Annotated in this window: 15 protein-coding genes; 2 read left to right on the top strand and 13 right to left on the bottom strand. The window is 33.3% G+C overall.

Features of this window, described 5'->3' with window-relative positions:
- Positions 1 to 67: 67 nt before the first annotated feature.
- The 13 genes from ACRD62_RS21865 to wecB form a co-directional block, all read right to left on the bottom strand.
- Entirely contained in the window at positions 68 to 643 is a 576-nt protein-coding gene (locus ACRD62_RS21865) for a glycosyltransferase family 2 protein (protein WP_430822221.1), read from the bottom strand.
- Positions 644 to 661: 18 nt separating this feature from the next.
- Entirely contained in the window at positions 662 to 2,152 is a 1,491-nt protein-coding gene (locus ACRD62_RS21860; protein ID WP_321409437.1) for an oligosaccharide flippase family protein, read from the bottom strand.
- On the bottom strand, positions 2,152 to 2,763 hold the full coding sequence (locus ACRD62_RS21855) for an acyltransferase (RefSeq protein WP_430822220.1): 612 nt from the start codon (positions 2,761 to 2,763) through the stop codon (positions 2,152 to 2,154). Before ACRD62_RS21855 ends, ACRD62_RS21860 begins: the two co-directional genes overlap by 1 nt.
- A 22-nt stretch (positions 2,764 to 2,785) precedes the next feature.
- Positions 2,786 to 3,772 (bottom strand): glycosyltransferase family 2 protein, encoded by a 987-nt coding sequence (locus tag ACRD62_RS21850; RefSeq protein WP_430822219.1) that lies wholly within the window; start codon positions 3,770 to 3,772, stop codon positions 2,786 to 2,788.
- 3 nt (positions 3,773 to 3,775) lie between these two features.
- Positions 3,776 to 4,930: a DegT/DnrJ/EryC1/StrS family aminotransferase gene (locus ACRD62_RS21845; RefSeq protein WP_430822218.1), complete on the bottom strand. Its 1,155-nt coding sequence runs from the start codon at positions 4,928 to 4,930 to the stop codon at positions 3,776 to 3,778.
- Between the two features lie 10 nt (positions 4,931 to 4,940).
- Positions 4,941 to 5,441 carry an acyltransferase gene (locus tag ACRD62_RS21840; protein ID WP_430822217.1) on the bottom strand — a complete coding sequence of 167 codons (501 nt, stop codon included), beginning with the start codon at positions 5,439 to 5,441 and terminating at the stop codon, positions 4,941 to 4,943.
- Positions 5,438 to 6,343, bottom strand: a complete 906-nt coding sequence (locus ACRD62_RS21835) for a PLP-dependent aminotransferase family protein (RefSeq protein WP_430822216.1) — start codon at positions 6,341 to 6,343, stop codon at positions 5,438 to 5,440. The genes ACRD62_RS21840 and ACRD62_RS21835 overlap by 4 nt, the downstream gene beginning before the upstream one ends.
- Positions 6,343 to 7,284 (bottom strand): hypothetical protein, encoded by a 942-nt coding sequence (locus tag ACRD62_RS21830; protein ID WP_430822215.1) that lies wholly within the window; start codon positions 7,282 to 7,284, stop codon positions 6,343 to 6,345. The genes ACRD62_RS21835 and ACRD62_RS21830 overlap by 1 nt, the downstream gene beginning before the upstream one ends.
- A complete protein-coding gene (locus ACRD62_RS21825; RefSeq protein WP_321409426.1) occupies positions 7,266 to 7,685 on the bottom strand; it encodes a sugar 3,4-ketoisomerase in 420 nt (139 codons plus the stop codon). The genes ACRD62_RS21830 and ACRD62_RS21825 overlap by 19 nt, the downstream gene beginning before the upstream one ends.
- A gap of 6 nt (positions 7,686 to 7,691) precedes the next feature.
- Entirely contained in the window at positions 7,692 to 8,078 is a 387-nt protein-coding gene (locus ACRD62_RS21820; RefSeq protein ID WP_430822214.1) for a sugar 3,4-ketoisomerase, read from the bottom strand.
- Positions 8,079 to 8,255: 177 nt separating this feature from the next.
- Positions 8,256 to 9,470, bottom strand: coding sequence for a UDP-N-acetyl-D-mannosamine dehydrogenase (gene wecC, locus ACRD62_RS21815; RefSeq protein WP_430822213.1), 1,215 nt, complete (start codon positions 9,468 to 9,470; stop codon positions 8,256 to 8,258).
- A 77-nt stretch (positions 9,471 to 9,547) separates the two neighbouring features.
- Complete coding sequence (locus tag ACRD62_RS21810) at positions 9,548 to 9,904, bottom strand: four helix bundle protein (RefSeq protein WP_430822212.1); 357 nt, start codon at positions 9,902 to 9,904, stop codon at positions 9,548 to 9,550.
- A gap of 127 nt (positions 9,905 to 10,031) precedes the next feature.
- Positions 10,032 to 11,156 (bottom strand): non-hydrolyzing UDP-N-acetylglucosamine 2-epimerase, encoded by a 1,125-nt coding sequence (gene wecB, locus ACRD62_RS21805; protein ID WP_430822211.1) that lies wholly within the window; start codon positions 11,154 to 11,156, stop codon positions 10,032 to 10,034.
- A 645-nt stretch (positions 11,157 to 11,801) separates the two neighbouring features.
- On the opposite strand from wecB, the gene ACRD62_RS21800 reads away from it, so the two are divergent.
- A complete protein-coding gene (locus ACRD62_RS21800) occupies positions 11,802 to 12,227 on the top strand; it encodes a VOC family protein (protein ID WP_430822210.1) in 426 nt (141 codons plus the stop codon).
- A 294-nt stretch (positions 12,228 to 12,521) separates the two neighbouring features.
- Positions 12,522 to 13,652 (top strand): hypothetical protein, encoded by a 1,131-nt coding sequence (locus ACRD62_RS21795; protein WP_430822209.1) that lies wholly within the window; start codon positions 12,522 to 12,524, stop codon positions 13,650 to 13,652.
- Positions 13,653 to 13,812 lie beyond the last annotated feature (160 nt).

The raw sequence follows: 13,812 nt of genomic DNA, 5'->3' as shown, positions 1-13,812 counted from the left end.
GTAAGAGAGGTGCTTACGAAATACGATTACAAAAATGTCAAAGAACTTAAAAATAAACAATTAATAATCAGTGGGTTTTAAGCGCCCACCAATGGGTATCATTATGAAGAAAAACACTTGGTGTAAAATGAACCCTGTCTGAGATTAATAACATTTTGTATTGTTCTTGAGAATTACGTTGGGGCCATAAAATACTATTCTGTTTAATTTCGTTGGGTGTTGTATATAAATAATTACTCTCATGAAAAGTATTTAGAAAAACATCCAGTTTTGAAAACAGCACCTTTATTTTTGTGTTTTTAGTTACTTCATAAATATTATCAGTAATACAGGAAGGTAATAATACGTCATCTGCGCCAATATATTTAATCCATTTACCATTTGAGGCGTTCAATGCCCGGTTAGCATTTGCTGGAACACCTGTATTCTTCTTAACCTTTAATAGTTGGGATTTAATAAATCGATGTTTATTAATTTCAGAATTAAGCCATTCTTCAACTAAATCTATCGTATTATCATTAGAAGCATCATCACTTACAATTAACTCAATTTCCATGTAAGTCTGCTTTGCTATACTTTCTAATGTTTCAATAATATATTCGCTACTATTGTAAGTACAAACAGCAACTGTAACTAAATCCATAAAACTCCAATTAGTAACTTAGTTTTTATTTCTTTTACTTATAAAGCTGTGAAGTAAATCTTTTATATCTAATCGCTTGTTGAGTTCCTTATAAGCAATATACCCAGCGATTATAACCATCAAAAATCCTGATAAATATGCTCTGGGATAATCCATTAATAATACACCGCTAATCGAAACACCTATTAAAATTGAATAAGAAATAGTAAGCAATATCAAAGAACGGGAAAGCATAAAATTAAATTTACTCTTTGCGACTATCATCATTATAATTAAAGAAACTAAAAAGCCAAGAAACATGGAAATCCCTAAACCGGTAATTCCAAAATATTTATAGAACAAGACGTTTAATACTAAGAAAACAATATTTGCCAGAATCTCGGTTAACAAGAATAATCTATTTTCGCCCTTTGCCATAATAATAAATCCCTGTATCCAAACCAAACTTTTTAAAGGTATGGCTAAAGATGCAAACAATAAAAAATGAATTGTCGACATAAATTCCTGACTCAGTATTATTTGAATTAGTATTGGAGCTGTTGCAACCATTAAAGTCAGAATCGGACCTAAAATTAAAATCTGGATTTCACCTTGCTGATTAACCACATCTTGCCACTTTTTTTCATCATCAATATTTTCAGATAACTTGGGGAAATAATCCATCCCCATTGCAGTAAATATCATTCCAACATAACTACTCATTATGGTCATTCCTGCATTGTATAATCCCAAATCACTAAGGCTCCCTAGTCTGGTAATGATTGCATTAAGCAAATAATTATTGGCTGTACTTAATATTGCACTAACTGATAAACTAATTCCAAGAAATACCATTCCTTTACCTTGTACAAATGTTTCATGCCAGGTAATAGGTATTATCTCAATTGGTACTTTACGTTTAAAATATAGTGAAACCAAATAGCTAAAAAACGATGTTAAAATAATAGCTGGCACCACTCCTTTAATACCCCAATAATAATATACAGGTATAATAACAAAAAGTCCTAAAACAGACCCATAAATACTGGCCTTTGCCAATAAAGAAATTTTTCTTAGTCCTCTTAAAAGAGTGTAGATACCTCCGGTCAATGCACCAAAAATAAAAGTTGATGATATCAAAATAAATGATAAGGTATGGCTATGATCGCCAAACGATAATTGGCTAAGAAATGGTGCTGATATTAAAGTCAGTATAACACCCAGTATTCCGGTTATCCAAATCCATCGTCTAAAAATACTATATACAGTTCTGATTCTGATCAAGTCATTAGATCCGCTTGCATTAGATATATCCTTTATTGCACTTTGCTCAAGACCTAAGCCACTAATTATCTTTATAAGATTTATACCTGAGTTTAGTAACCCATTTAATCCCATCCCGGTTGTTCCTATAAGAACAGCAATCAATTTTCCCCTGACTAAAGATATAATAATATTAAAAACCTGTACTCCCCCAAAAATAGAAGTGGCCTTAAATATCTGTCGAAATGCAGATTTCTTCTTATCCATTATAGTTCTCTAATAATTTTAGCCGGAATCCCACCAATTATAACATTTTCAGGAAATTTTCCAGATACGACTGCTCCTGCTGCAACAATGGAATTATCACCTATTTCAGTGTTTTTAAGTATTGTTACATTATTACCCAGCCAAACATTATTACCAATCAACACTTTTCCTATAGCTCCTATTTCTCTTCGTTTATCAGGTGCAATACCGTGAGCTTCATGGTCAAAGATGGTAACATTTAATCCTATTAAAGTATTACTTCCAATTTCAATTTTATTATAAGCACAAATAAACAGGTTATTATTTGAAACCACACGCTCCCCAATATCAATTACCGCCTCATTACTTCTCATTTGTATTTCAATACAACCATTATGATAATGTCCCCCCCTCTTGTATCCCCATATGCAACCTTTTCCCATTTTGAGAAAACCATTACCATAAACAATTAACTTTTGCTTGCACCAAATTGGTTTTTGATACTTTATTATTCCTTTATTTATTTTAAATAAATTACGTAAATAAAACTTATGATAGAATTGAAGTTTTATACTGTAATCGATAAGAAATTTAACAGGTTTCAGATATAATTTTCTTAATAAATTCTTCAACTTTAATTGTTTATAGACATTATCACATTCTGCTCCTTAATCTTATAACTATTTTGAATAAAACATAGAATCGTATTAATAATACATACCTGATTGTCGATCTCAAGTTATTCGTTTGATATTTAATTTTATTTATATCAATAAACTCAACAAAACGTTTATATGCATTATTTAAATATGAATTAGCAAGTTCAAGCTGATCCTTTGAGAAAGACAAATTATAAGATGTTAAATAATCCGCATAGAACATATTCACAAGCCTATCAACACTTTGAACAAACACCTGCTCTTCCAAATTTGAATAAATAAGTTCAAGCAACCTTACTTCTTTATACAATTTTTGGAATAGCGAAGGTTTAACTTTTTTTGTTATGGCTTCCGGGTTATCAATCCGGTAATAGAATGTTCCGTTACAAAAACCAATCTTATTTGAAGCAACATAATACTTCCGGATTGTAAACTCATCTGCAAACATATTAAATTCTTCAAACCCAACTTTTCTCAATAAATCTGTTTTAATCAGTGCACAACCCGGAATTGTCCAATCCAAAGATAATTTAAACGCATCTAATCCGCTTAATAATTTATCTCTGTCTCCATTTAATCCCACCTGAGGTTCACTTGAATGGTCTTTTCTATAATAGACAAGATCAGGAATCACAGCATCTAATTCTTCTGATTCCATTCTTAAATACATATTCTCAAGACAATCAGGACTTAAAAGATCGTCCTGACTCATATATAAGTAATAATTACCTTTACAATTTGGAAGGCCAATATCTTTAATTATTCTTGGTACAAGACCTATATTCTCCTCATTATTAACAATTGACATATTAAGTTTATCTTTATAATAATGAAGTATTTGCAATGAATTATCTATTGACTTATCATTAATGCAAATCAATTCAAATTGCTTAAAACTTTGTTTAAACAGTGATTCCAGTGTTTCGCCTAAGAATTTACCACCATTATATACAGGCATCACTATGGAAATTTTTACTTCCATTGATTAAAGTTTTAAATCATTAAGAGACTCTACGACAATATTAACATCCTCCATTTTCATAATCTGACTAATAGGTAAGCTAAGTACTTCATCATGGATTCTATTTGTAATCGGAAAATTCATACTATTCCATTCTCTATATGCTAATTGTTTATTAGGAGGCATTGGATAGTGGATTAATGTCTGTACACCATTTTTAGATAAATAGTCTTGTAAACCATTCCTATCAGGATGCCTGATCACAAATAAATGCCAAACGTGATCTAAAGAGTTGATGGTCGATAGTTGATGGTTGATGGTTGATGGTAGTATTATATCGGGATGTTTGATGTTATCCAGGTAAAAGGTCGCTATTTCCCTACGACGTTGATTATCCTGATCCAACCGCTTCAATTTAACTCGAAGAACAGTCGCTTGTATCTCATCCAGACGTGAATTTAATCCTTGATATTCATTCACATATTTTTCTTTACTACCATAATTTGCTAGGGCCCTGATAACTTGCTCCAATTCAGGATCATTCGTCGTAACTGATCCTCCATCTCCCAAAGCTCCTAAATTTTTACCCGGGTAAAAGCTATGACCCGCAGCATCTCCTAAAGCGCCTGTGCGTTTAAGTTTAGAGTGATGAGTTTTAAGTGATGAGTTGGATACCACTGCACCAGCTGCCTGAGCATTATCCTCAACAATTTTTAACTGATAATTCTTAGCTATTTTTTCCAATTCTTCAGACCAGCAGGCCTGTCCATAAAGATGAACAACCATTATGGCTTTTGTTTTTGGACTTATAGCTTTTTCAACAAGGCTGATGTCTAGATTATAGCTATTGATATCTGGTTCTACTAAGACAGGCTTCAATTTATTATCAGTTATAGCTAATATAGAAGCAATATAGGTATTGGCCGGAACAATCACTTCGTCACCTTCCTTCATTACTCCCATAGTGATATATGCTTTAAATATAAGCCGTAAAGCATCTAATCCATTACCAACACCAATACAATACTCAGATCCGATGAACTCTGCATATTCTTTTTCAAACTTCTGCGTCTCCTCTCCAAGCAGATACCATCCTTTATCAATAACTTTATGAACAGATTCAGAGAGTTCTGGCTGAAAACTTTCCGTTATTTTTTGTATATCAAGAAACTTAATCATTTATAACTATTTAAATTAATATATTCTTCTTCTCCCCTTCTGTAAAAGAACGAATTAACTTTGCCGGATTACCTCCTATAATTGAGAAAGGGGGAAAAGATTTATTAACAAAACTATTGGCAGCCACCACACAAAATTCGCCAAGTTCAACTCCAGGCATAATAACACTATTAGCACCAATCCAACAATGATTCCCAATACTAATACTACCACGAACTATGGGAAAGACATTTTGCAATAGTTGGGAAGCGTTGGGACCTGAATCTGCCATTATATTCACATTCTGTGCAATACTTACGTTAGAACCAACAATTATTTTAGCACTATAACCATTTATAATTGAATTCATTCCTACATAAGATTCCTTTCCTATTTCTAACTGATTCCCTGGTCCACCGTAAATACTGCATCTCTTTGCAATTTTAACTTTATCTCCCAAACGCAAGTTATTAACAGAAGATGAGGGATCAATAACAACATCCTTACCTAAATCTATTGAACTAAAAATCATACGTACTTAGTTAAGAACAATTTAAAAACACTTATAAAATAATCCAGATCTTCTTTTCTCAGACGTTGATGAACCGGAAGAAAAAACGCTTCTTCACCATAAAAGACACTGCATTGAATACCATGATTATAAAAATGCTCTTTTAAATGAGGGAGATTTAATTTGGATCCGGTAGTCTTAAACATAAAGACTGAAGGTACATTTCCTTCAATCTTTTCAAAACGCTCTTTTATTCCGAGTTTTGAAAATTCAGTTCGCAAATAATGATAGTTTTTCCATCTCTTAGCTACTATTTTATCTTCCTTATCGATATATTTTGACAAGACACTCTTAATGTAATTCAATTTAGATTTATCAATCGAATGCTGAATGTTGGATGTAGTATTATTTATCAGGAGTCCACCTATTTGTATGGGAAACATTTTTGGGAAACTATAAATAATATAATCTCCTATTGTTCCAATATTATTTCCTTTTGTGAAAAAGGATGAAGCGCAATCTTCAATGATGGGTATTCCGGTATTCTTTAATTTCTCAATATCTTCAAACGCATACCCAAACTCATGATTAATAAAAAACACCTTTGTTTCTGGCAATATCTCCCTCGACCATTGGCAAAATTTTTCAATTTCTTTGGTTACACACCCACTAATATAAAAATTTCCGGTAGTGGTTAAAATAGTTACAACATCATCCTTTTTTAACTCCAATTGCTCAAGTGCTATGTGAATAGCTTCGCGACCATTCTCCGTATAAATAATCTGTCCTTCAAATCTATTCTCAAAATAAGAATCTATTCTTGAGTTATAAGGTAAGAAATGATTTTTTGATAAATCCTTAGTCTGAAAAGGACTTATTCTGTATGATGGTAATAAGTATGGATCTGGATTAAGAACGAACATTAGGTTATTTTGATTTCGAATTTATATTTAGGACTCACCTTGCATCCGATACTTTCTTTAAACTCAACTAAACCATGGTTAGGTATTGAATTTTCTGTTGATGGACCAATATCAACAATTGAAATTCCCTGTAGCTTATAGTATTCAAAAACCTTAAAAGACAAATAGTTCATAGTTTTTAATCCTGCATAATCATGTAAATCCCCCCAATAAATTACCTGAACAATTTTATCTGTAACATGAAAAACAACTGCTGAAGCAATAGCTACATTCGTATTGGTATAGACAAGAAAAAAGTCAGCATCAATAATTGATATCGTATCCGACACCTGTTGCCAACTCATTCTTAAAGGAAAACCTCTTTCTTCTCTGTTTTTTTTTATCACCTCATAAGCGAAAAATTTTTCAGACTCTGATAGACACAGCTTAAAATCAAGTTCTGATTTTAAAGCAATTTTTAAGTTCTTACGAGCATTACGGGGTAGGTTTATCAAGTAATTATCATTCAGAAAATCTACAGAAAAAGAATAGTTTAAATCAATGTCACATAATTCAAAACCTTTTCGCCATAGACTGTTCATTTGATTGGCTATTAAGCTTTCATTATAGAAAGTTGGAGGAAGGGTCATATGAATTGATGTAAAACCTTTATTTGTAGACCATTCTAATAAACTACTAATGCCCACATCCAGATATTGAAGTATTTTTTGATTCGATATTGCGATAAAACCCCCAAAAGGAGCCGAAAATGGAGAATATAAAGACTCTTCTCTGGCACCTAATATTAGTCCTAGTCTATACTTGCTATCTTTAAATAACAAATAATAAACTTTGTCGCATTTTTCCCTATTTAATTCATTAAAAGCAACGGATTGGAAAACATGAAGTTGATTACTTTCTATAGCCTTAAATTCTTCAATTTTTACTTCAACGACTTCCATTCTAAAAATTCTGAATAATTTCTTATATAATCTTTTTCGTCATACTTATGTGATGCAACTACCAGACAGATAGCCCCGGAAGAAAAATTTAATTCATGTGCCCATATCCCGGGAGGTATATGTAATCCATAGAAAGGTCTGTTTAAAGTCACAGTTTTTTTATTCACCCCATCATCTATAGATACTTCAAAACTCCCACTCGCTGCTATAATAAATTGATGACATTCCTTGTGTGCATGAGCTCCTCTGGATTCTCCAGCTGGAATATCGTAAATGTAAAAAATTCTCTTAAAATCAAATGGAAGATTCTGATATCCTTCTACAATTGAAATATTACCAGCACGATTGGAAACTTTTGGTACTTCAATCACTGGGCAATCAAAAACTTTAATATTCTTCATTCCTGATTAACCTTTAAATTGTTCAAAATTGCGAATGTAATCACCTTCATCAAATTTCTCTGATGCTGCTACAAGAGCAAGTGAATTAGTCGAAAAATTTTTCAAACTACGCCAAATCATTTTAGGAATGTAGACTCCATTATATGATCGATTAAGATGAAAAATATATTCCTTTTCTCCATCGTGCAATACTACGTCAAAGCTACCTGAAAGAGCAACAATTAACTCTTCATTTTTTTTAAATGCATGTCCACCCCTTACTTCTCCTCCAGGAACATCGTAAATCCAGTATATTCTTTGAATTTCAAAAGGTAAATGACTGTCTTCTTCAATAAAGGACAGGTTACCTCTTTCATCTAGGTGCTTAGGTAAATTAATTAAAGATGGTTCCATTATGATAGTGGTTAGTTTTTAGTGGCTAGTATATAGTGAATGGTCGATAGTTGATTGTGAATAGTTCTGACTTATAAGTGGTAAGTAACTAAAAGTTTTGAGTTTTAAGTGTTAAGTTTTTATTGACGTGTGTTTAACTCAACACTCATAATTTATTACTTATAACTTTACTTAAACTTATTTATAGATTCCACAAAAATCAAGAACCACTTTTTCGTCTGTCTTTGGCAAGGTCTTAAATTCATCATGCGCAACCAAAAAGGCAACTATATCAGCTCTTTCATAAGCAGTTTTATAATCCGACAATTTAAAAATCTGATGCTCCGTTATATTAGGTTCTACAAAGAAGATTTCTTCGTCATGTGCATTCTGAATTACTTTTTGTGCAATGTATTTTGCTGGTGACTCTCTTAAGTCATCAATATTTGGTTTAAATGCCAGTCCCATAATAGCCAAAGAAGGCACACGACCATGCTTTAACTGAAAAGCTAACTTGGTATTCTCAATTTTCTCAGCAACCCAAAAAGACTTATAATTATTTGTTTCCCTGGCTTTTCCAATCAATTGTGATTCTCTTGGATAATCAGATACGATAAAATATGGATCTACCGCAATGCAATGTCCTCCCACACCACAACCAGGCTGTAAAATATTAACTCTCGGATGCTTATTTGCCAATTCAATTAATTCCCAAACATTTATACCGGCCTTATCGCATATTAATGATAACTCATTAGCAAATGCAATTTGAACATCCCGACTGGCATTCTCAGTTAGCTTACACATTTCGGCAGTTCGTGCATTGGTTGCGTGTAATTTACCTTTTACAAACAAAGCATAAAAATCCATGGCCTTTTGTGTAGACTCTTCATTAATACCCCCAATCACCCGGTCATTATTCACCAGTTCATACATGACGTTGCCGGGTAATACCCTTTCAGGACAATAAGCAATAAATAACTGATCTTTCAATTCAGGTCTTTTCTGATAAATCAGATCTCTCATTTTCTCAGTTGTACCAACAGGCGAAGTGGACTCTATAATATATAAATCTCCTTCTTTAAGATGAGGAAGGATGTTTTCTGTAGCCGACTCTACAAACGAAATATCTGGTTCATGGTTCCCCTTAAATGGAGTAGGTACAACCACCAGATATACATCTGCACTTTGAACTTCTGTTGAAGCCGATAAAAAACCCTCTTCTACAGCCTTTGATACATAATCTTTTAGCTCCGGTTCTACAATATGTATTTCACCCTGATTGATTGTTTTAACAACTGATGGATTCACATCCATTCCCTGTACCTTAATTCCATTGGAAGCTACCAAAGCACTAGTTGGCAACCCGATATAGCCAAGCCCTACGGTGGTAACTGTTATGTTTTTTGTCATTTTTATTTAGTTTATGGTAGATGGTTAATAGTGGATAGTTTTTGGTGGATGGTTTATGGTAGATAGTCAATGATAAATTAATTGCTCCGTCTCCTGATTGACTTTATTAGGGCATTAATCATTTTTCGAATACTGGTAATTTGATCTGATTCTGTTTCAATATTCTCCAAATACCCTAGACGATTAGCTATGATTAATTGAGTTTCCACTTCTGATGCTGATCCTAAAGCGATATACAAAAACTGTATAAATTCCTTATCTGTGTTTCTATTGGCCCCCTCTGCAATATTTGAAGGTATGGATACAACAGCTCTTTTAATTTGACTAGTCAATGCATATATTTCCTCACTTGGAAAAGCTTTTGTAAGTTCATAAACTGAAACAACAAAATCAATGGAATCCTGCCATACTTTTAGATCCTTATAATCATGCATAGATTTAATATTTAAAATCACTTATATAATTTTCGAAACTCATACACCGTTCCATCCCCCATTCACTTTCTACTATTCTCCACTCCACTTTCTATCTACTATTCCCTATCAACTAAAAACTCACAACTTAAAATTTAACACTCTTAAGAAACTCAACAATCCTTCCTGCAGCCTTACCATCACCATAAGGATTATGCAGCTGACTCATTTGCTTATAAGCTTCTGCATCATTAAGCAACCTGAATGCTTCCTGAGCAATACGATCCTTATCAGTTCCCACCAATAGAACAGTACCAGCCTCCACAGCCTCAGGACGTTCGGTTGTTTCTCTCATTACCAGGACAGGTTTACCCAGACTGGGAGCCTCTTCCTGTACACCACCACTGTCGGTTATAATTATTTTAGCACGATTCATCAGCCATACAAAACACTCATATGGTTGCGGATCTATTAATTTAATATTGGGGACATCTTTTAATATTTCAAAAACAGGTTTTTGTACATTTGGATTTAAGTGGACCGGATAAACAATATCACCGTCAAAACCGTCTGCAATTGCTTTTAAAGACAAACAAATATCTATAAATCCCTGTCCAAAGTTTTCTCTTCGATGACCGGTAACAAGGATCATTTCACGATTATTATCAAACTGTTTTTTTAATTCAATAAGACCTGTATGTTCTTCAAGATTATCAATGATGGTTATGCTTTCAAATAAGGCATCAATTACGGTATTACCGGTGATTGTTATGTTTTCACTATTTACTCCTTCATTCAATAAATTTAATTTAGATTGTTCTGTGGGTGCAAAATGAAAATCGGCTATACGGCCAGTTAACTGCCTGTTAATTTCTTCAGGGAAAGGAGCCCATTTATTATAAGTTCTTAAACCGGCTTCGACATGCCCAACTTTAGCACCTGAATAAAAGGCTGCCAATGCTGTGGCAGTTGATGTGGTAGTATCTCCATGAACCAATACCACATCCGGTTTAAAGCTCTCCAAAACATCCTTCATTCCGGTTACAATATCTGCTGTAAGCGTATAAAGATTCTGACCCGGACGCATCAGGTTTAAATCATAATCAGGCTTAATCTGAAAAAGATTTAAAACCTGATCAAGCATTTCTCTATGTTGGGCAGTAACACAGACCTTTGATTCAAAATCATTATTAGCTTCTGCGAATGCTTTAACTACAGGAGCCATCTTAATAGCTTCAGGCCGGGTGCCAAACACGATCAATACTTTTTTCATAACAATTCAAGTGAGAATATTAAGAATTAGAATATCCCATGGAAACATAGATCCAGAATAACTTTTTCATTTCTTTTGATACCATGAGTGTAATGCATTTCTACCATAAACTATCCACTATAAACTAAAACCTAATTCATAGCTCCGCTTCCTCAGTCACAGAAAGGATGAGTAGGTTGGTTAATATAAAGCATAGCTTTTACCCTCTCGAAATTAATAATCAAAGTCATTGTTAAAGCACTATTATGACAAAAGAGTCTTTTTTTTTGTCCAATAGTTCCATTTACTACACCAAGCCAATCTTACCAATTTTAAATCATTCTAAATATAAATTAAAATGACTATCGGATTGAATTCCTATCTGGCCCACAACACACCCTGTGTCCCTAAAGGGACCAATCGCGCGCGGATTTCTCCTTTAGGAGTTAGAGGTGAGAGTGGGGAGAAAGTATGCTTTAGGAACAAAATCCGACACACATATAAATTAAACCATGCATTTTCCTATTTATTCATTAGTTATTAAATAATGCACAATAATTTAGAGCGTATGTCTTTAACCAAGGTCAATTAAAAAATGAAAAACTCTTAAATTGAATAATTTCTTATTTTAGTTGAAATTACTTTTAAAATTCAAAACATATTAGAATGATGAAAATAGACCATATTGGAATAGTAGTAAGATCTTTGGAGGAAGGCATCAATCAATGGAAGGATAATTTTGGCTATAGTCAAATGACAAAACCAACCTTAAATACTCGTCAAAAAGTGAATATTGTATTTATGGAAAAGGAGAATTCAATAACCATAAAACTTATTGAGCCTTCGGAAGATGAATCTCCGATGTTTCAGTTTGCAAAAAAAGGTGGAGGCCTTCATCATCTCTGTTTTATAGTTGATGAGTTAGTGCAGGAAATAGATATCCTTCAAAACAAAGGATTATTTTTGATTTCACCGCCTCAACCAGGAGAAGCTTTTGGTAACAATAACATTGCCTTTTTATTGGGAAAAAACAATTTGAATATAGAATTAATTGATACAAACATTAAATCAATTAAGTTATCAGAAGATTAAAAACTGAATAGCCGGATCAAAAGCAAAAACTTCAATCATTCAAATGTGAAAGTTTGTTTGCCTTTAAGTATTTCTTATCCGGATATTGATTCAAGTATAGCTATTCCGTTGTCTGCTATTGTATAACTACTAAAAAATTAACGTTAAGACAAATCTCAAGATCTACAAATGAACTATTTTGTCATACAAAAATTACCTTTTATAATATTATTCCTGCAATTCATAAAAGCAAAATTGACATTAGCGTATAAAGGTTAGAACTTGCATCAAAAATAAACCTGTAAAACAAATATTATGAAAGGTAAATTATTTAGCCTGTTTATGTTGGCATTATTAATAGGATTTAATGCCTGCCAGCAAGAGTCCATGAAGGAAATAGAATTAGATGCCGCACAAAAAGCACTTTTAAAAGGAGCTGAAAGTGATTGGGTGTATGTGGATGCTAATGAATTCTACTTTACTTACGCTAATATGTCAGTCGAATTCTGCGGTGAAAAAATGTATTTTCCTTTCTACAGTTCTGCTGATGTTGATGTTTTTAACGACGGTGAATTCCTATATGTTAAAGTAGGGGGAATTGATGGTTGGGTAATTAACTATTTGTCTGTTAATATTTGGTCTGCTGCTGGTACTGATATTTATGCCGGTGATTATGAAAGTTACCCGTATCAGATAGATTTCGACAAGGCACCGGTAGCAATATTTAAAATTCCTTATAATGAAGAATGGGGTGTATGCTTTAAACTAGCCATTAAAGTATATGCCAATAGGTATAATGATGATGGTAGTATAGAATTTAAATGGTGGTGGGTAACTGCTGATAATATATTGTACGGTATAAATTACGAACTAGATTTTTGCTGGAAAGATTGTGATTATGAATGCGAGCCATTCAGAACACAAACACCCGGTGGTTGGGGTGCACCGGCCAGTGGCAATAATCCAGGCATGTACAGGGATCTAAATTTTGATAATGCTTTCCCGAATGGACTGGTTGTTGGAGGTGACTATACGCTTACTTTAACTTCAGCAGCTGCCGTTGAAGCCTTTTTACCATCAGGAGGGAAGCCACTTCCATTAATGCAGGACTATATTGATCCAAACTCTAAAACATTAAAGAATACATTTGCAGGACATGTAGTGGCCCTTACTTTAAGTACAGTATTTGATGCCTATGATGAAAACTTTTCTGCAGCCAATGAAGATTTAGGAGATCTGATAATTGCAGATGGCTCTGTTTTTGATGGAATGACCGTTCAGGATATTCTGGATGAAGCAAATGTTGTTTTAGGTGGTGGTGCTTCCTCATACTCAGTTAGTCAATTAAGCGAACTGCTTACTAAGATCAACGAATATTACGTTGACGGTGAATGGACCGGTGACGGAAGCTTATTTGATGATTGCTGGAATTATGAAGTAGAATAGTAGAAATTAGTTTTTAGATAAGTGAGCTCCTGAAATATTTCAGGAGCTTTTTTAATTAAGTTCATTGTCTAGTCCTGAAATAGCGTTACACAATAAGTAAAGCTATGACAGAAGAAGCTAAAAGAAAGTACATTAAGCGCACACAGAAAGATTACTCTAT

This window comes from Carboxylicivirga caseinilyticus (assembly GCF_050589785.1).
GTDB classification, from domain to species: Bacteria; Bacteroidota; Bacteroidia; order Bacteroidales; family Marinilabiliaceae; genus Carboxylicivirga; species Carboxylicivirga caseinilyticus.
This window is presented reverse-complemented; position numbering and strand designations above follow the sequence as displayed.

What these genes read in the sequence shown, in the direction of transcription:
- ACRD62_RS21860 (WP_321409437.1), bottom strand. Translation starts at nt 2,152, where the DNA reads ATGGATAAGAAGAAATCTGCATTTCGACAGATATTTAAGGCCACTTCT.
- ACRD62_RS21850 (WP_430822219.1), bottom strand. Translation starts at nt 3,772, where the DNA reads ATGGAAGTAAAAATTTCCATAGTGATGCCTGTATATAATGGTGGTAAA.
- ACRD62_RS21820 (WP_430822214.1), bottom strand. Translation starts at nt 8,078, where the DNA reads ATGGAACCATCTTTAATTAATTTACCTAAGCACCTAGATGAAAGAGGT.
- ACRD62_RS21810 (WP_430822212.1), bottom strand. Translation starts at nt 9,904, where the DNA reads ATGCATGATTATAAGGATCTAAAAGTATGGCAGGATTCCATTGATTTT.
- ACRD62_RS21830 (WP_430822215.1), bottom strand. Translation starts at nt 7,284, where the DNA reads ATGGAAGTCGTTGAAGTAAAAATTGAAGAATTTAAGGCTATAGAAAGT.
- ACRD62_RS21840 (WP_430822217.1), bottom strand. Translation starts at nt 5,441, where the DNA reads ATGATTTTTAGTTCAATAGATTTAGGTAAGGATGTTGTTATTGATCCC.
- ACRD62_RS21825 (WP_321409426.1), bottom strand. Translation starts at nt 7,685, where the DNA reads ATGAAGAATATTAAAGTTTTTGATTGCCCAGTGATTGAAGTACCAAAA.
- ACRD62_RS21835 (WP_430822216.1), bottom strand. Translation starts at nt 6,343, where the DNA reads ATGTTCGTTCTTAATCCAGATCCATACTTATTACCATCATACAGAATA.
- ACRD62_RS21865 (WP_430822221.1), bottom strand. Translation starts at nt 643, where the DNA reads ATGGATTTAGTTACAGTTGCTGTTTGTACTTACAATAGTAGCGAATAT.
- ACRD62_RS21845 (WP_430822218.1), bottom strand. Translation starts at nt 4,930, where the DNA reads ATGATTAAGTTTCTTGATATACAAAAAATAACGGAAAGTTTTCAGCCA.
- wecC (WP_430822213.1), bottom strand. Translation starts at nt 9,470, where the DNA reads ATGACAAAAAACATAACAGTTACCACCGTAGGGCTTGGCTATATCGGG.
- ACRD62_RS21795 (WP_430822209.1), top strand. Translation starts at nt 12,522, where the DNA reads ATGAAAGGTAAATTATTTAGCCTGTTTATGTTGGCATTATTAATAGGA.
- ACRD62_RS21800 (WP_430822210.1), top strand. Translation starts at nt 11,802, where the DNA reads ATGATGAAAATAGACCATATTGGAATAGTAGTAAGATCTTTGGAGGAA.
- wecB (WP_430822211.1), bottom strand. Translation starts at nt 11,156, where the DNA reads ATGAAAAAAGTATTGATCGTGTTTGGCACCCGGCCTGAAGCTATTAAG.